This is a genomic window from Pantoea sp. Taur (assembly GCF_009830025.1).
Taxonomy (GTDB): Bacteria; Pseudomonadota; Gammaproteobacteria; order Enterobacterales; family Enterobacteriaceae; genus Pantoea; species Pantoea communis.
Genome location: NZ_SZZZ01000001.1, coordinates 393397 through 410371, shown reverse-complemented (window position 1 = coordinate 410371; position 16975 = coordinate 393397). Strand labels below are relative to the sequence as shown.

At 54.8% G+C, this 16975-nt stretch carries 18 protein-coding genes; 3 read left to right on the top strand and 15 right to left on the bottom strand.

The features are described 5' to 3' along the window. Positions 1-19 precede the first annotated feature (19 nt). Positions 20-967 (top strand): LysR family transcriptional regulator, encoded by a 948-nt coding sequence (locus tag FD744_RS01865; protein ID WP_160867075.1) that lies wholly within the window; start codon positions 20-22, stop codon positions 965-967. Here the strand turns inward: FD744_RS01865 and mdcH are convergent. The 8 genes from mdcH to mdcA form a co-directional block, all read right to left on the bottom strand. After that, the gene (gene mdcH / locus FD744_RS01860; RefSeq protein ID WP_160867074.1) at positions 949-1848 is read right to left on the bottom strand and encodes a malonate decarboxylase subunit epsilon; all 900 of its coding nucleotides are present in this window, start codon (positions 1846-1848) and stop codon (positions 949-951) included. The genes FD744_RS01865 and mdcH overlap by 19 nt on opposite strands. Beyond that, on the bottom strand, positions 1845-2456 hold the full coding sequence (locus FD744_RS01855; RefSeq protein WP_160867073.1) for a malonate decarboxylase holo-ACP synthase: 612 nt from the start codon (positions 2454-2456) through the stop codon (positions 1845-1847). The genes mdcH and FD744_RS01855 overlap by 4 nt, the downstream gene beginning before the upstream one ends. Then, on the bottom strand, positions 2456-3415 hold the full coding sequence (locus FD744_RS01850) for an AEC family transporter (protein WP_058961684.1): 960 nt from the start codon (positions 3413-3415) through the stop codon (positions 2456-2458). Before FD744_RS01850 ends, FD744_RS01855 begins: the two co-directional genes overlap by 1 nt. Before the next feature lie 140 nt (positions 3416-3555). Next, positions 3556-4356, bottom strand: coding sequence for a biotin-independent malonate decarboxylase subunit gamma (mdcE, locus tag FD744_RS01845; protein WP_160867072.1), 801 nt, complete (start codon positions 4354-4356; stop codon positions 3556-3558). Beyond that, positions 4353-5189, bottom strand: coding sequence for a biotin-independent malonate decarboxylase subunit beta (locus FD744_RS01840; protein WP_160867071.1), 837 nt, complete (start codon positions 5187-5189; stop codon positions 4353-4355). Before FD744_RS01840 ends, mdcE begins: the two co-directional genes overlap by 4 nt. Continuing rightward, positions 5182-5481, bottom strand: a complete 300-nt coding sequence (gene mdcC, locus FD744_RS01835) for a malonate decarboxylase acyl carrier protein (RefSeq protein WP_034830400.1) — start codon at positions 5479-5481, stop codon at positions 5182-5184. Before mdcC ends, FD744_RS01840 begins: the two co-directional genes overlap by 8 nt. 13 nt (positions 5482-5494) lie before the next feature. Next, on the bottom strand, positions 5495-6346 hold the full coding sequence (locus FD744_RS01830; protein ID WP_160867070.1) for a triphosphoribosyl-dephospho-CoA synthase: 852 nt from the start codon (positions 6344-6346) through the stop codon (positions 5495-5497). Beyond that, positions 6346-8001, bottom strand: coding sequence for a malonate decarboxylase subunit alpha (mdcA, locus tag FD744_RS01825; protein ID WP_160867069.1), 1656 nt, complete (start codon positions 7999-8001; stop codon positions 6346-6348). The genes FD744_RS01830 and mdcA overlap by 1 nt, the downstream gene beginning before the upstream one ends. 364 nt (positions 8002-8365) lie before the next feature. Between mdcA and FD744_RS01820 the strand changes: the two genes are divergently transcribed. Continuing rightward, entirely contained in the window at positions 8366-8983 is a 618-nt protein-coding gene (locus FD744_RS01820; protein ID WP_160867068.1) for a Fic family protein, read from the top strand. Here the strand turns inward: FD744_RS01820 and FD744_RS25295 are convergent. The 5 genes from FD744_RS25295 to FD744_RS01800 form a co-directional block, all read right to left on the bottom strand. Further along, positions 8980-9147: a hypothetical protein gene (locus FD744_RS25295; RefSeq protein ID WP_166932583.1), complete on the bottom strand. Its 168-nt coding sequence runs from the start codon at positions 9145-9147 to the stop codon at positions 8980-8982. The genes FD744_RS01820 and FD744_RS25295 overlap by 4 nt on opposite strands. Before the next feature lie 169 nt (positions 9148-9316). After that, positions 9317-10630, bottom strand: a complete 1314-nt coding sequence (locus FD744_RS01815; protein WP_160867067.1) for an MFS transporter — start codon at positions 10628-10630, stop codon at positions 9317-9319. Continuing rightward, positions 10623-11258: a DUF4286 family protein gene (locus FD744_RS01810; protein WP_202403359.1), complete on the bottom strand. Its 636-nt coding sequence runs from the start codon at positions 11256-11258 to the stop codon at positions 10623-10625. Before FD744_RS01810 ends, FD744_RS01815 begins: the two co-directional genes overlap by 8 nt. Continuing rightward, complete coding sequence (locus tag FD744_RS01805) at positions 11258-12601, bottom strand: amidase (RefSeq protein WP_160867066.1); 1344 nt, start codon at positions 12599-12601, stop codon at positions 11258-11260. Before FD744_RS01805 ends, FD744_RS01810 begins: the two co-directional genes overlap by 1 nt. An 11-nt stretch (positions 12602-12612) precedes the next feature. Continuing rightward, positions 12613-13293 carry a DUF2848 domain-containing protein gene (locus FD744_RS01800; protein WP_160867065.1) on the bottom strand — a complete coding sequence of 227 codons (681 nt, stop codon included), beginning with the start codon at positions 13291-13293 and terminating at the stop codon, positions 12613-12615. A 114-nt stretch (positions 13294-13407) separates the two neighbouring features. Between FD744_RS01800 and FD744_RS01795 the strand changes: the two genes are divergently transcribed. After that, the gene (locus tag FD744_RS01795; protein WP_160867064.1) at positions 13408-14082 is read left to right on the top strand and encodes a GntR family transcriptional regulator; all 675 of its coding nucleotides are present in this window, start codon (positions 13408-13410) and stop codon (positions 14080-14082) included. Positions 14083-14317: 235 nt separating this feature from the next. Here FD744_RS01795 and FD744_RS01790 read toward each other — a convergent pair whose 3' ends face one another. Together FD744_RS01790 and FD744_RS01785 are read right to left on the bottom strand one after the other, a co-directional pair. Continuing rightward, the gene (locus FD744_RS01790) at positions 14318-14878 is read right to left on the bottom strand and encodes a hypothetical protein (protein ID WP_160867063.1); all 561 of its coding nucleotides are present in this window, start codon (positions 14876-14878) and stop codon (positions 14318-14320) included. 326 nt (positions 14879-15204) lie between these two features. Then, positions 15205-16515, bottom strand: coding sequence for an MFS transporter (locus FD744_RS01785; RefSeq protein WP_160867062.1), 1311 nt, complete (start codon positions 16513-16515; stop codon positions 15205-15207). Between the last annotated feature and the right edge of the window lie 460 nt (positions 16516-16975).

The window sequence follows — 16975 nt, the reverse complement described above, 5'->3', positions numbered from 1 at the left end:
TTTACGACGTGAAACCGGCATGAAACTTACCCTCGACAATGATCTCACCATTCGCAAGCTGCTGATTTTCAGCTGCTACATGGAAACGGAAAACCTCGCCAGAGCGGCAGAAACGCTGGGAATTAGCACCGTGAGCGTGCATCGTGCGCTGCACACGCTGGAAGAGAGTTTGCGTTGTCCGCTGTTTGAACATAAAGGCCGCAACCTGGTGGCACTGCCCGCCGCTACGACGCTGCTGGAATACAGCCGGGAAGCGCTGGCCACGCTGAGTCAGGGCATTGATGAAACACGACGCACCGCAGGGATTGGTCTGGGGCATCTGCGTGTGGGCACCTTATATTCTCTGTCGCTGGAAACCGTGCCGCGTCTGATCATGAAAATGAAACTGCGCCGCCCCGAGTTAGAATTCAACCTCACCATGGGTTCCAATGATTTGCTGCTGCGCGCGCTGAAAGACAATCAGCTGGATGCGATTATCATTTCTGTTAGCGAAGCCGAGATTGATGAAAAGATTTTTGAGCAGGTCGCGCTGTTCCAGGATGACATCTTCCTCGCCGTGCCAGCGGGTGGCGATGATAAAAGCGAGAAAGATATCGATCTGCGCAGCTACAGTGACAAACCCTTTGTCTCGCTAGCCGAAGGTTTTGCCACCTTTGCCGGTTTTCAGGAAGCCTGCCACGTGGCCGGCTTTGAACCCAACATCGTCACGCGCGTGAATGACATTTTCTCGATGCTCAGTCTGGTGCAGGCCGGCATGGGCTATTCGCTGGTGCCGGGCAGGATGCGTAAGCAGTATGAAAACGATCTGCGTTTTCTACGCTTAGCCGAGCCGTATCAAATGCGACAGCAGATCGCTATCGTGTTTCCGCGCAACCGCGAACATGATCCAAATCTGCTGGCACTGGTGGCTGAAGGGCGTATGTTCGCCCTGAGTTTGCAGGAAAAAGTTCAGCGCGCCAGCCGCTGAAACAGACGCAGCGCCACTTCAGCGCCGTTGCGCTCAAGGGCGATACACTCGCCCTGGCACTGCACACTACGCGTTAAGCCCGTCAGTACTTCACCGGGCGGCATCTCAATCACCAGACGCACTTCACGTTCTTTCGCCGCCACCATCGCGTCATGCCAGCGCACGCTGCGCGCCATGTTCATCGCCAGATCCTCAGCAATACGCTCCGGCTGCCAGAGAACGCGAGCGCTGCTGCCGCTTAAATACGCTAATGGCGGACGTTGTAACCTGACCTTGTCCAGAGCGGCTTTGAGCTGCTGCGCTGGGCTATCCAGTAGCGCGCAATGTGAAGGCACGCTGATCGCCAGCCGCTGCGCTCGCTGTGCCCCCTGCGCCAGCGCCTGCTGCGCCACTGTGGCCATGGCACTATCGCTTCCCGCAATCACAATCTGTGTTTCGGCATTAATGTTGGCAATGAAACTGTTTTGTCCATCTACCAGCGCTTCAACTTGCGCCAGCGTCATCCCACTGATAGCCGTCAAACCATAGCCCTGCGGATACGCCTGCTCCATGAGTTCACCGCGCAGCGCCACAAGGTGCAGAGCATCGGCAAAATCTATAACCCCTGCGATCACCGCCGCAGGATACGCACCAATCGACAGGCCACACACCATATCGGGCTGTAATCCGCGGGATATCAGCTGGCGTGCCGCCGACACGCCCGTAATCAGCAGCGCCAGTTGTACCGCGCGCGTATGTTGCAGTGCGACGGGGGAATCGAGTTGCATCAACTCCTCCCCCAGCACCTCATGCGCCACTTGCCAGGTCTCATCGCGCGCCAGCGACTGCAGCATGCCAGACCGTTGCGTGCCCTGCCCCGGAAAAGTGAACAGCGTTTTCATTTTATGTCCTCCGTCCAGGGAAGCGTTGTCAGGCGTGGACCGCGTGCGGTTTTCAGCAATACGCGCCCCTCGCGCAGCCACTCATTAAGCGCGAAGGCACCCACCGGCGTTTCCACTTGGGTATCAGCCCGACAGGGCAAACGTGACACTTGTTGCTGCCAGGCCGTCACCTCCTCCGCCTGCAACGGCTGCGGTGCGCGAATTAACAGGTCGAGATCGCTCGAGGCATGCAGCACCGGCAAACCGGTCGCTAAGGCAAATCCCGTGCTGCCGGTCACGCCCCACGACCATGACCAGCGCTGCTGATGAAGTTGCATCACTGCCTCAACCGTGGGTAATGCGCGAAACACAGAATCGCTTGCATGCGCCAGTAGCCCCTCCGGTGTATCAATCCGCAGCACATCCTGCTCCCGCACCCATCCCGCCGCCCGTTGATGGCGTGCACTGCCACGCACGCCAATCGGAATGCGATCCTGCCGCATCACATCACGCCGCACCACGACCGGCTGCTGAGCGTTCCACTGTTGCGCCACCCAGCTTTCCTTAATGTCGAGCAGCGTGGTATCAGCGTGCAGCCAGAGCAGATCGTGTGGGAGGATAGTCATCATTACATTCCTGAAGTTAAGCTAATAAACAGCGGCAGTGACACAATCGACAGCAGCGAACTCAGTAACAGCACCGCTTCGGCATCCGGCGACTGCACGCCAAAGCGATTGCCAAACACCACGCCGAAGAAGCCCGCCGACAGCGCTATCATCAGAATCGCGGTGATCGCGACGGTGCCGTGCAAACCAAACAACATCACAATGCCCCACGCCAGTAACGGTTGGATCAGCAGTTTGGTCACTGTCGAGCTGATCACCATGCTGTTGATTTTCAGCTGACGTGCCGAGAGGATCACCCCGGTCAGGAACAGTGCGGCGGCGGTGGCAGCCAGACCGAGCGGTTTAATCGCGGCCAGCACCAAATCCGGCATTTTGATGCCAATGGCTGACAGCACCACGCCCAATAGCGGTCCCAGCACAATCGGTTTTTTCACCGAACGCCACATCAACACCGGCAGCATTGCCAACGTTGATCGCTGCGTTTCCCCGGCGGTGCGCGCTTTTTCACGCTCCAGAATCAGCAGGCAGAACGGTGTCATCAGTACCGACCCGCAGGCAATAGAAACGGCAACGGACAGTGAGGTTGCTGAGCCTTCGCCCACTACACTGCCGAGAATCGGTAAACCTAGCGCCGCATAGTTAGGCAGCGCCACGGTCAGCGTCAATACAGCCGCATCCTGTGGCGACTTTTTGAAGATTTTAGTGGCAACAAAATAGAGCACCGCATAGGCCACCCACATCGCCAGCGTCAGCACCACAATCAGCGGCATCTGCGCCACAATCCCGCTCCACGGCGTTTGTACCGTGGCGCTAAACAACGCGGCGGGCAGCGCAAAATCCATCACAAAAATATTCAGTAAAGAGACGTTCTTGTTATCAACCATTTTGGCTTTGCCGGCCCAGAATCCGAGCAACATGATAATGAAGATCGGAGCCAGAGCATGCAGAATCACGTAAGTCATAAATCACCTGTTTGTTATTAAAAGAGTGAGTACTGACGCGATGGTGTTGAATTTATCAGTTGCCGCAGAGGCCGGACGCCGCGTGCGTCCGGCATACTGACAGCCGGCAGGTTGACTTAATGCTTTTTATTATTAGGGTATTACCAACTGGCGCGCAGACGTTCGCGCACCAGTGCCGAGCTTTGACGATTCGGTGCCGCCAGGCGCGAACCTCGACCCGGCACACGGCGCGTATCGTCAATCGCTTCCGCCAGTGTGGCTCTAACGCGCGTGACCTCTTCGGCCGTCGGCGCATCCGGATGGGTGATGTCCAGCAGAGAAGACAACAGGCCGAGCGTGGCGTAATTACGGATGTCATAGGCCATCGGCGGTACGCTGGCAGCAAGTTTCTCCAGCGCTTCCACGGTGCGCAGGGTGATACGCGCCGCCGAGTCTTTGCCCATGGCGTGCACCTGCACAGCTGGATCGTTAAACGCGATCAGTCGATTGGCCTGATAACCGTGCGCCAGAAACGCGCCGGACATCGCCTTACCCACGATCAGCCCAATCACCGGATGCCCGGCCAGACGCGCTTGTGTATAAGCACCCGCAGCGCCCGCCAGTGCCTGATGAATACCAAAGCCCTCTTCACGGCGGCCATAAGCCTGACTTGGCACATCAATCACCGCAATGATGGGTCGCTTCACTGCGTTTGCGGCGTCTTCCGCAATGGTCTCTTGCACCACTTTTGCCAGCGTCCAGCCTTCCAGCAAACCGACTTCGCCTTGCGCAGCGCGTGGATAGCGATTGTGCGCATCCGGAACGACGGCAATAAAACGAGCGGTTTCGCCATTGAGTTCGGCATCCGCGACCTGCACGGATGGGCAAAGGCCAGTGTGGCGGGCAGCGCCGCCGGTTAACTGGCTGAGCCACAGCTCACCCCGACTGTTGTATGCGCTCATGATTTCACCTCCGGATGGAAGACCTGATGAATGGTGGCTGTGCTGGCCTGTTGAGCGGTATCGAAATGGCTTAAACGCTCAAGATAAAATGCATAGTTTTCGCTGCGATGCTGTGCCGGAACCCCTTGCGCCAACGCTGCATCCACTGCCGTTTTCACCGCCTGGACACCGTCTGACACCAGCGCATCGACCAGCCCGCTTTGATAGCGAATCTCGCCACCGGTCATGCTCCAGATAAATGGGCGGTCACGCGAGTCATACTCATCAATGCCCGCTTCCTGCTCAATCACCTGCGGGCCATTCAATCCCAGACGTGCTTCACGCGTCACAATCAGATGGCTGCACAGCGCGGCGGCAATCGACATCCCGCCAAAGCAGCCAACGGTCCCGGCAACAATGCCAATCACCGGTGTGTATTGACGCAGATCGACGATGGCGGCGTGAATATCCGCAATCGCCGCCAGCCCCAAATTGGCTTCCTGCAAGCGCACGCCGCCGGTTTCCAGACACAGAATGGCCTGGGTTGGAATGCCGTTGCGATTGTCTTCAGCCGCCAACTCCAGCGCACCGGCCATTTTTGCGCCGGAGACTTCCCCCATGCTGCCGCCCTGGAAGGTGCCTTCAATGGCAATTACCACGGTGGGATTGCCGTTAAGCGTGCCTTTCATCACCACCATGCCGTCATCGGCCTGCGGCACAATGCCTTGCTTCTCCAGCCACGGCGACATGACGCCTTCAAACGGATCGAGCAGCTCGCGCGCACTGCCGCTGTCCAGCAATGCCAGCGCACGCTGACGGGCGCATAATTCGATAAAGCTGCTGTCATCACGCATGGTTTACCTCCTCAAACACCTGTTCGATACGGATACGCGCGACACCCGGCGTAGCACCGAAATCGTGGATCACCAGTTGGCCCGCCGGTAGTTCAGTCAGTTCCGCCAGGCGGCTGAACAACGCGTCCCAACGCGCTTTGCTGTTATCCACCGAGGTAGTGATCGCCACGCTGAGCACGGCACTGTTATCCGCGCGGTACAGCACTTCCATATCACCCGATCCCACTACGCCCGCCAGCGCATTTCCGCTAAGCGTGCGACGTGCCGGGTAAGACAACGTTATCTTTTCCATAGCAACCTCTTAATCAATGAGTGGCGATGCTGACGCGATCGATAAACAGCGTGGCGGCGAGTAAATCAGCCGCGCCGCCGGGAGACGCATTCAGCGCCAGCATCGCGCTATCCAGTTGTTGTAAAGCCTGACGACCCGCTATGTGCGCAGTACCACCCGCCTGTAACACCGCGTGCGCACCGCGTTGTAAGGTCAGCAACCCTGGCATGCCCGCACGGTTCAGCACGCAGGTATCACTGAGCGAGGTCAGAATCGCCATCAGCGCATCGAGCCGCGCCTCGGTTTCATCGGCCCCGGCTTCTCGACTGCGCTGCAACTGCGGCAATGCCAGCTGCGTGATATGCGGAAAGCCCTGTTGCGCTTCTTCACGTGCGCCCGGCACCTGAAAGCGATGCACGGCACGTAACCCTTTACTGAAGGTTTTGGGTGCGTGGCGATCCGGTAAACAAGCCAGTTCAGCGGCACGAGTGCAGAGTTGATCGCTGCTTGCCTCACCGCCGCGCATCGCCGCCGCGCTGACCAGCAAACCCAATGCCCAGATCGCGCCACGATGGGTATTCACCCCGTCGGTGGCAGCCATCATCTGACGCTCCCCTTCGCGACCAAGGCGGCCCACGGTTTCGCGCAGTGCGATATCCGCTGGACGCTGCCAGCACTGTTGCGCCAGCACATAAAAGGTCGGGGTCAGGCTGCGGGCAGAACGCTCCATCAGCGCCAGCGAGAGATCCTGATGTGCGCCGCTGCCGCGACGATCCACCAGCCCCGGCTTGGGCGTCAGGTTCACTTCTTCAATCAGGCAATCGGTGGCGTGCTGTGCCAGTTGATGCAGGCGGCTTTCAACCGATTGCGGCGCGAGTCGTTTCATTACCAGCTCCGGAATTTTGCCGGTGGGTTGTAGAGGCCATCCGACCACTCGACCAGATCGGCCACGCTACCGGCCGCCAGCAGTGAACGGGTGGCATCAGAACGGCGAATCCCAAGATCTTCCGGGAACACCACTTTGCCGCTGCGACGCAGTTCTGCCACGCGTTTGGCATCCACGCCCAATCCGATATCGGTGATACCAGCCACCGCTGCCACCATAGCCCGACGCTCTTCGAGGTCCTGCGCACGATAGAGGTAGGCAATACCCTCTTCGGTCAGCACATGCGTCACGTCATCGCCATAGATCATTACCGGCGCCAGCGGCATTCCAGAGTTTTTCGCCACTTCAATGGCATCGAGTTTTTCTACGAAGGTCGGCTTCACGCCTGCCTGGAAGGTTTCCACCATCTGCACCACCAGCTTGCGACCACGTTCCATGGCATCTTCGCCATTTTTCATTGCCAGCCAGGCGGCAGTGGCATGACGACGACCGTGCGGATCGTGGCCCATATTCGGGGCGCCACCAAAGCCAGAGAGACGACCACGCGTGACCGTTGAGGAGTTTGCCAGGCCATCGATTTGCAGGGTTGAGCCGATAAACATATCGACGGCATACTGGCCTGCCAGCTGGCACATGGCACGGTTAGAGCGCATCGAACCATCGGCTCCGGTGAAAAAGATATCCGGGCGCGCGCGGATGTACTCTTCCATCCCCAGTTCATCACCGAAGCAGTGCACACTCTCGACCCAGCCGCTTTCGATGGCGGGAATTAAGGTAGGGTGCGGGTTCAGCGTCCAGTGTTTACAAATTTTGCCTTTCAAACCGAGCTGTTCACCGTAGGTCGGCAGCAGCAATTCGATGGCGGCGGTATTGAAACCAATACCGTGATTGAGCGATTGCACCTGATGTTCGGCGTAGATGCCTTTGATCGCCATCATCGCCATCAGGATGTGTTCCTGTTTGATCAGACGCGGATCGCGGGTAAACAGCGGTTCGATAAAGAAGGGTTTGTCAGCCACCACCACATAATCGATCCACGAACCCGGGATATCGACGCGCGGCAAATCACACTCGTCGTCCACCAGTTCGTTGACCTGCGCGATCACAATCCCGTCGTGGAAGGCTGCGGCTTCGACCAACGCTGGCGTGTCTTCGGTGCTCGCCCCGGTGTAGAGGTTGCCTTTACGGTCAGCTTTGAATCCGGCGATTAGCGCGACATTGGGCGCGAGGTCAACGTATAGGCGGGAATAGAGCTCGATGTAAGTGTGAATCGCACCAATTTCCAGCTGATCGTCTTCCAGCAGCTGCGAAATGCGCAGACTTTGCGTGCCGGAGAAGGAGAAATCGAGCTTACGGGCGATGCCTTTTTCGAAGATGTCGAGGTGTTCACTGCGGCCCACACTCGGCATGATCATATGCAGATTGTGCACTTTTTGCGGATTGACCTCGGCCAGCATGCGCGAGAGGAAATCAGCTTGTTTCTGGTTATTGCCTTCCAGTACGACGCGGTCGCCCGGCGAGATTAATTTTTCCAGCATCTCAACCATTTGATCGGTGGGTAATACTTTGCCCTGCACCGGCAACGACGCCTGCCGCCGCTGTTTTTCAATGCGGCGCGTATTCCACACTCGCGCCGTTTGTTGTCCTGATGACATGACTAACCTCCTGAATGAGCGAATCGCTTGATTACGTCAACGCAGGAAAGTGTGGTCTTAAGCGGTGTGGGCATCAATCAACCTGAAAGTGGGATCGTTAGCCTGAGAGTAATGATTGAGATGACAGAAATTTGCGGTTGGTCAACGATTGGTGGGAATATGTGTGAGTGTTCAAAATTTGACTGCGATGATATGCATATTCATGCATATGTAATTAAACATTAATATTCAAAGAATGATCACAAAAAATGAAGAAAAGCTCATTCTCACACCATAACTGTAATGCGCTGATTTAAAGGTTATTGTTGCATTATTTCCCGGAGGTTATGATTACCTCACACCTTGACTTATTTCGAGCTAAATCATGAATCGATACAACGTTTCAAGTAGTGAGGGTAAGTATGAGAATGAGTCTTGCGAGCAGGTTCTTCAAAATAAACTTGGGATCACTAATGCTGAAGAAATGGATGGTGCCGAGCTGGTTTTGTTAGAGCAGCTCTATCGCTCAGTTTTCGAAGAACAATTTCCTATGAAACACATTGATGTGGCAATGATTAAATCCTGGCATCACCGTTGGTTGGGCAACATTTACGCATGGGCTGGACAAGAGAGGACAGTAAACATTAGCAAAGGCGGCTTTATGTTTGCGCCTTCCGCTCAATTGCCAAAACTGCTGAACGATTTCGATTTGAAGTATCTTTCAAAATACACGCCTTGCTCAATCATGAGCGAAGAACAACTCATCGAAGCAATTGCAATTACGCATGTCGAGCTAATATTGATCCATCCATTTAGAGAAGGTAATGGACGATTATCACGACTTTTAGCCGATGTGATGGCGGTTCAGGCTGGTTATAAGACCTTGAATTATCATAGCTGGGAATGTAATAAAGCCCAATACATTTCAGCTATACATTCAGGTATGTCACTGAATTACGAGCCAATGCAGCATTGGGTATGGGAGGCATTGAGAAGCCACTAAGCCAGGCGAAGATGTGCGAATTTCTTTCGAGCGGCTTCAAGTGAGGCTTCAATTTTAGCTGATGGCTGCCCTGTTTCCACCGCCGTTGACGTTGCGACAGAGCGGGTAATGTCCGCACGAGATGGCTTTGCATAGGTGGCCTGCTCATTTCTGTTATTACTCATTTAGCCCTCTCCGTTTCGCGATTACCTTTCGGATACAACTTCACATTCTATCAAGCTTTAAAAATAACATCACATTTTTTGATTCTGTTTCAAAAGGCCTATAAGAGCAAAATCGGCAGAATTTTAATGCCAGATGTATCGCGCCGCGGTAACGGCGCGATTGTTTAATTTACAACGGCTTATGCGCCGTCTCTTTTGCCTTCCACAAGGCAAACAGCGTGATCAGCAGCGCCAGCGTAACATACAGCGACACCCACAGCGTACTGCCCATTTCTTTATAGAGCGTGGTGATGATCAACGGCGCAAACCCTCCACCGACAATACCTGCCAGCGTGTAAGCCAGTGATGACCCGGCATAGCGAACGTGGCTGGGAAACTGTTCCGTGACGAACGCGGCTTGTGGTCCATACATGATTGCATGGATCAGCAGCCCCCCTATCACCGCCAGCACAATCAGCATCGGCTGCGTGCTGTCTAACAACACGAAGAACACGAAAGACCAGACGATAGCTAATACAGCACCCATGATATAAACCGGTCGGCGTCCCCATTTATCAGATAGCGCGCCAAACATCGGGACGGTGATCGCATTCCCTATTGCGCCCAACATCGTGGCCATCAAGGCCAGCGGGCGTGGCAGCTGTAATACGGTGGTGACGTACGTCAGGGTAAATACCACCACCAGCGCGTAGAGCACATCGGAACCGATACGCGATCCCCCCGCAATCAGCAGCTGTTTCGGATAGTTGACGAACACTTCTTTCAGTGGCGTATGCGTCGTTTTTTCCGCAGCCTGCATCGCGACAAAGGTCGGTGTCTCTTCCACACCACGACGCAGCCACAATCCAAATAGCACCAGCAGCAGACTCAGCAGGAATGGAATGCGCCAGCCCCATGCCTGGAACTGATCGGCGCTCATCATCACCGTCACCAGGGTGATAAACCCGGTGCCAATCAAGGTTCCGCAGGAAGGCCCCACCTGTGCAAAAGATGCATTACGCCCACGTTTATCAGCATCACCGTGCTCCATCGACAGTAAAACGGCACCCGCCCATTCACCGCCCAGCGCAATGCCCTGCACAAAACGCAGCGCGACCAACAGCACCGGACTCCAGATGCCCCACACCGCATAGCCTGGCAGCAAGCCCATTAAGGCGGTGGTGACGCCCATGATCACCAGCGTGATGATCAACACGGCTTTGCGCCCTGCGACATCCCCCAGATGACCAAACACAAAACCGCCCAGCGGACGTGAAATGTAACCTACCGCATAGGTCGAAAACGCCAGAATGGTGCCAACCAGCGGATCAAAACTGGGGAAGAACACATGGTTAAACACCAGTGCCGCCATAATGTTGTAGACGGTGAAGTCGTACCACTCCAGCGCGGTGCCGATGGAACTGGCCGCGGCCAGGCGCCCGGTTTTCGACGCCGTCCGCTTATCACGCACCGTCTGCTGCAATGAAGAGTCTGTATTAGCCATGTGCCAACTCCTGTTTGGTTAACTGCCAGCTAAAGGCATAGCGTTGAACATCGCCGGTCATCAATTCCGCCGCGTGTGCGGCCAGTTGGTCACAGCTTGATGCGTCACTGCAGTGAATCAGCAGCATGGGCAGCATTTGACGCTGTTCTTTGTTCTCCATTGGCAACGGAGAACTGAGCACCACATCCGGGGTCAGTAGACTGGATGCGATATAGCCCGGCGTGTGGCTAATTTGCTGCTGCCACGCGGTCAACACATCAGCATCCAGCGCGTTCAACGTCACCACTGCCAGATGGGTGCCGGTGCCTTTACCATGCTTGTGAGTGACCGCGCTGACCCGACGCATTGGATTAACCATCTTTTGCAGATTTTTCACTGACCATTCGGTCTGGCGAGTGAAGGCTGCGTGATAATCCGCACTGGTAAAGGCTTCCAGCGCCTCGGTTTCATACAGGCCAAGATATTTGCGCTTTGCATGGATAGCCTGATAGCGCATTCCGGTCAGGAAGCCAGCGATCGCGACGCGCTCTTCTACATGTTCATGGTCATACCATTGGTTGAAGTCTGCTTCGTCTTCAGCGCCAATGTTGGTAGCAACAAACAGCATGCCGTGGGGTTGAGTCATCATCAGGATCTCCAGTTGAGGGCAGTTTCCACGGCGAGCGACCAGCTGATTAAGCGGGCGTCATCACCATGAACAGAAGCAAGGCTTAGGCCAACCGGTGCACAACCGGTTTGATGGCAGGGTAAAGAGAGTGCGCAGCCGTCCAGCATATTGATCACGCTGGTGTTACGAAGCATCAGCGCGTTGACTTCCATGTACTGCTGCGCATCCTCTAATGACGCGATGGTCGGCGCGATACGCGGCACGGTGGGCATCAGCAACGCGTCAAAATCTGCCAGCGCGCTATTGATGCGGTGCTGCCACGCTTTGCGCTGTTGATGGAGTTCAATGGCATCGTGCTCGGTCAACAAACTGCCGCGTTGCACACGCACCAACACTTGAGGATCATAAGCTTCGGGTTGCACCAGTGCGGTTTGTTGATGCCATTGCCATGCCTCGTATGCGGTAATGCCGCCACGCGCATTCATGCTGTTCAACTCATCCAACTCTTCAAGCAGCAGTGCAACCAGGGTGGCACCGGCCTGTTCCAGTGCTTCGATGGCATTTTTCCAGGCTTGCGCAACGTCTTCGTCGAGCCCCTCCAGCACGCGGGTCTGCGGGATAGCGAAACGAGCATTGCGTAACTCCACCTGCTGGAGTTCAAGCGGCTGTTCCGCGATGACGCTGTCCAGCAGCCAGCAGCTGCGCACGTCATGGGCAATCACGCCGATGCTGTCGAGCGAGGCAGAGAGCGGCAACGTACCGGCTTGATTGATGCGATTCGCAGTGGGTTTAAAGCCAGTCAAGCCGCACAGCGCGGCTGGAATGCGCACCGATCCACCGGTGTCAGTACCAATGGCACCAAGACACATGCCATCGGCGACGGCGACAGCTGCACCCGAGGAAGAACCGCCTGGAATACGTTTTTCTGCGCGCTGCCACGGGTTGGCCGGAGTGCCATAATGCGGATTGATACCCAGCCCGGAGAAGGCGAACTCCGTCATATTGGTTTTACCCACAATCGCGGCGCCTGCTTGATGTAAGCGATCGACCACGCTGGCATTCGCTGCCGCCGGTTTTGCATTTAGCAGCAAATGTGAGCCCGCGGTGGTTGGCTCGCCTTGCACATCAAACAGGTCTTTGATGCTGACGGGTAATCCATCAATGGCACTTAGAGACTGCTGGGTTTTCCAGCGCTCGCCTGCCGCGATGGCCTGCTGTGAGGCCTGTGCGGCATAGCGTTGGGTGAAGACCAGTTCCCCTTCCTTTGCCGAATCCTGCGCCGCGTGCAATGCCGATTCAGTGAAAACTTCAGGAGAGGCATTTCCTGCCTGAAGCTGCTGACTGACTTCCCAGAGTGTGGTCATGAGCATGCTCCTTAAGCGACCACTGGCAGCGCGCCAGTGCAGTAAGCGTGTTCCAGCGTGCGGTTCAATTGGGGATCGTGCAGCGCCATGCGGAATTCACTGGAGGGACGAATACCGCCAATCGCACTCAGCGTGCCGCAGGACATCGCCAATCCTTCTTTAGCCGGGCTGTCGTTCAGATAGCGGGACAGCAGATCTTGTGGTGTCAGTAATGAGGACAGCGTGCCCTGCTGATAAACCACCCATTCGCCCTGCTCTTTTATCCACGAGGTCAGCTCCAGCGTATCCCAGTGCTCAACCACCTCGCTCATGCGCCAGGCTTTGCTGGCAACCGGTTTAATACAGGCCTGTTTGGAGAGGGCAACGCTGAAGGTTTCCAGATAACGATCGGTGTGATCTGAAGTGAGGGAGACCCACCATTCGCCCCGATGGAAAAACACAAAGGGCTCAGCTTCCCCGGAGGTTTCATCGCCGACCACTTCCAGCAGTGGCTGTTGGCTCAGTTGATTGGTCGCAACGCGGTAAAACAACGGTACTGCACCGGGAGCGGGCACGCCCAGTGCTTCAAGCTCCCTGATATGGTGCAACACCGCATCACTATCGCGTCCGGCCCAACCCGCAATAATGAAATGGGAGACCTCGACATCGAGCGTGCTAGCGGCTTTATCGCCGGTTGTGAACTGAAGGTGCATGTGATGATCTCCATTTGAAAAATCACTGTGAAATTTCACTGTGTTTTCAAACTAGCGATTTTCATGCCAGATTTTTGTGTAATATGTCTCATTGGCAAAAAAAGGAACGTCGTGATGAGTGAGTCAGTTACTGAAAATGTGAACCCAGCCAGCCGGGAAAAGAGCCTCTCTTTAAATGAACAGGCTTATCTGGCGTTCAGACACAAGCTCATCACGCTTCGCTACAAGCCGGGTGAATATTTAAATACCGCGCAGGTGATGGATGATTTGGCCATGGGCCGCACGCCGATCAATCAGGCGATCCATCGACTGGCCACCGAGGGGTTATTGCAGATCATCCCGCGCAAAGGCGTGATGGTGGCACCTTTGTCGATAGATGATGCACTGGAGTTAATTGAGGTGAGATTGGTCAATGAAACCCTGTGTGTTGAACTAGCCAGTCAGAAAGTGATTGATTCACACATTCAACAGCTGCGCGAACTGAACCAGCAAGTCGCCAGAGCGAGCGAATCACGTAGTCGCGAAGAAATGATGTTGCTGGATCGCGAATTTCATCAGGTGCTGGCCGATATCGCCGGAAACAGTCGGCTGTCAGATATTCTGAGTGTGATTCATGCGCAGGCACAGCGCTTTTGGGCGACAACGTTGTCCAATGTCGTCCATATGGATGAAGTCATTGCGGAGCATAATGAGATTATTGACGCGCTGGAATCCGGTGACACGCAACGAGCGGCCGATGCCGCACGGGCTCATATTTTCTCGTTTAAGCGCGCCCTGCTCTCGACCTGACTTCTCCGGAAGTTTTCCACATGGCGAGGTGTTAAGCGCTTTTGCTGACAAGGCGCCCAGCAACCGACTCGCGGTGACTGGGCGATTCAATTTTGCTGCCGAATTTAGCGGCGACTTGAAATTCTTCTGCTGTAAAAGCGCTTTTTCTTTTTACCATGAACGATGGCATAAATAGAAAATGCCAGCACTAAACATAATACAAAAACCAAAACCAGCTGTGACATGACCCGCCTTATTATTGTTTACAGACAATACCTTTCGCAATATAGATCAGTGCTCGCTCAGAAAATGAACTCCTGATATGCAAACGCCTTTTGCAGTATGAAAAGTTGTTTTTTATCGTTGAATAACTTCTGTTCATCAGCGATGCAATATCCGCAATCTCAACACCCAATGATTTCATGTAGATGATTTGCATACTTTGCAGCGATAACCTGACGGCTCTACTTTCATGCAGTATCACCGCACTCATGATGTAGCACAGTAGCGCATTGGCTGATGATCTCAGCGAAACAAAATGAATACGGGAATAGATCTCGTAATTGTCGTTATCCTGCGTCAGCACAAAAATAAATGCGCGTTCGCCGTATCTTTTTCTTAATACGAAAACATCATTCATTCTTGCCTCCAGAGACATCGAGCAGGCATTGACGATAATGATGGTACTGCCGGTTGGTTGCTGTGGAAATCTCTCACGCATCATGGCTGAAATGCCGGCTACGGTATATTGGCAATCTGAATACAGCACGAGCGAAGTCGTTCCCAGATTAAGTACCCTGGCGTTAGTAAGTGGCATACGAATACTCACGCAATGTTGCAATGAATTAGGTTTTTTCTGATTTACATTGGACTTAAGTCTCAAAAAAATCATACACCTTTCATATCTTGCCGCGCAGGGTTATTTCATTTTGCTTGCGTGTTCTTAGCGGAATGCTTACGCACCAGCAATAAGACATGCCGATGCGGGGTGATTTATTCAAATAATTGGGGTTTGGAAAGGAAAAAATCTTCGATAAATTTGAATATGAAGAATTTAGCACGCCGCTACTAATGAACTTTACGTGCCACTCTAAAATGGTGTCTGCGTGGCAAGCGTTGCGCTGCTAACGGCAGCGCACCCATTTATTTCACGCTCATCAGCCGCTCATCCGCCCCGATTTTACGTGGAGCTGACGGATTGATATCGCAATTACGCGGCAGCAGTGCCGTAATAATGCCGGCCACCACCAGCGATCCCGCCAGCCAGCACACCGCCACACTCTGCCCATATAGCATCGTCATTATGCCGACCAGGTACGGCCCGCAGAATCCGCCCAGATTACCCAGCCCGTTGATTACGCCACGCGCACCTCCCGCGACTTCTGGCGAGGCGATACGGCCGGGAATCGACCAAAATGGGCTAGTCGCCGCTTTCAGGAAGAAACCACACACCACCAGCGCAATGTATGACGCGACGATATTGCTGTGCAGCACCACCGATGCCAGCAGCGCAGCGGCGAAGCAGAACAGGGAAACCATCACCCACAAACGGCGTTTTCCTGTACGGTCGCTGAGCCACGAAATCGCATATATCCCCAGAATAGTGGCAACAAACGGGATCGCCGCTAACAACCCCACCCCCGCCATATTCGTGCCGGTGAGATTTTTCAGAATGCTCGGCAGCCACAGCGTGTAGCCGTAATCGCCGGTCTGATAGAAGAAGTTCAGTGCCACCAGTTTCATCAACCCCGAATTGCGGAACACGGCTTTCAGTGGCGCTTTGCTGACCGGTGCCGCATTGCTATGCACCGCACGATCGCGCGCCAGTTCGCGTAACAGGTACTCTTTTTCACGCGTGGGCAGCCAGCGCGCCTCTTCCGGCCGATCGGCGATCACCAGCCACCACACCAGCAGCACCGCCGCAGACAGTAAACCTTCGATAATAAACAGCCAGCGCCAGTCGAGTACGTTGATGATGTAACCCGAGATCGGCGCGGTAAACATGCCACCCAACGGCGCGAACATCATCACGAAGGCGTTGGCGCGTCCGAGTTCTTTTTCCGGGAACCAGTTGCTGACCATGGTGAGTACCACTGGCAGCATACCGCCTTCGGAGATACCCAGCACAAAGCGCAGCGCCAGCAGTTGATAGTGGTTGGTGACGAAGCCGGTGGCGATAGAGACTATCATCCACGCGATAAGTGACCAGGCGATAAAGCGTTTACCGCTGCCGTTCACCGCGATACGTCCACCCGGCACCTGTAAGAACAGGTAACCAATAAAGAAGATGCCGCTGACCATACCGGCCATCTGGCTGGTGATCGCCAGGTCCTGATCCATGCCGCCCGGCAGCGCGAAACTGATGTTCACACGGTCCATAAACGAGATGATGCAGGTAATTAAAATCGGGGCAATAACGCGATACCAACGTGTTCCGGGGATTTTCTCGTGCATAACGCCCTCTCTCTTTGCGCAACCATGCGTAAACTCTATGGCTTCTTATTAAAGAGAGTTTGGTAATAATTATTGCGATCCTAATCACTGGGATGAATGTTAAGAAACTGTGTTACTTACGGCGTGATCGCAGGGGCAAAATTCTCCGGTTTTAGAGCCATCAAGCGCAGCCATACGATTTTTGGCGGGATGATTGATTAGGATTGGTGGCTGAAATAGCAGGTGTAACCTGATGCCGTAACATGACACGCAACAAGGTCGCCATTAATGGTGAAATGCTGGTTAGTTAAGTGACGGGTGATAACGCAGTCTGGAGTCGCTTTTGGGCTGCCGGTCCTCGCGCCGCTAACGCGGTACCTTCACTTTATTCGTCAGCCGGGCGGACCGGCGCAGACGGAACATCCCTGTTCCGGCTGCGCCTTTCGCCAGCATCCATGCTGGCTCTCCTGGCTTCCTCACT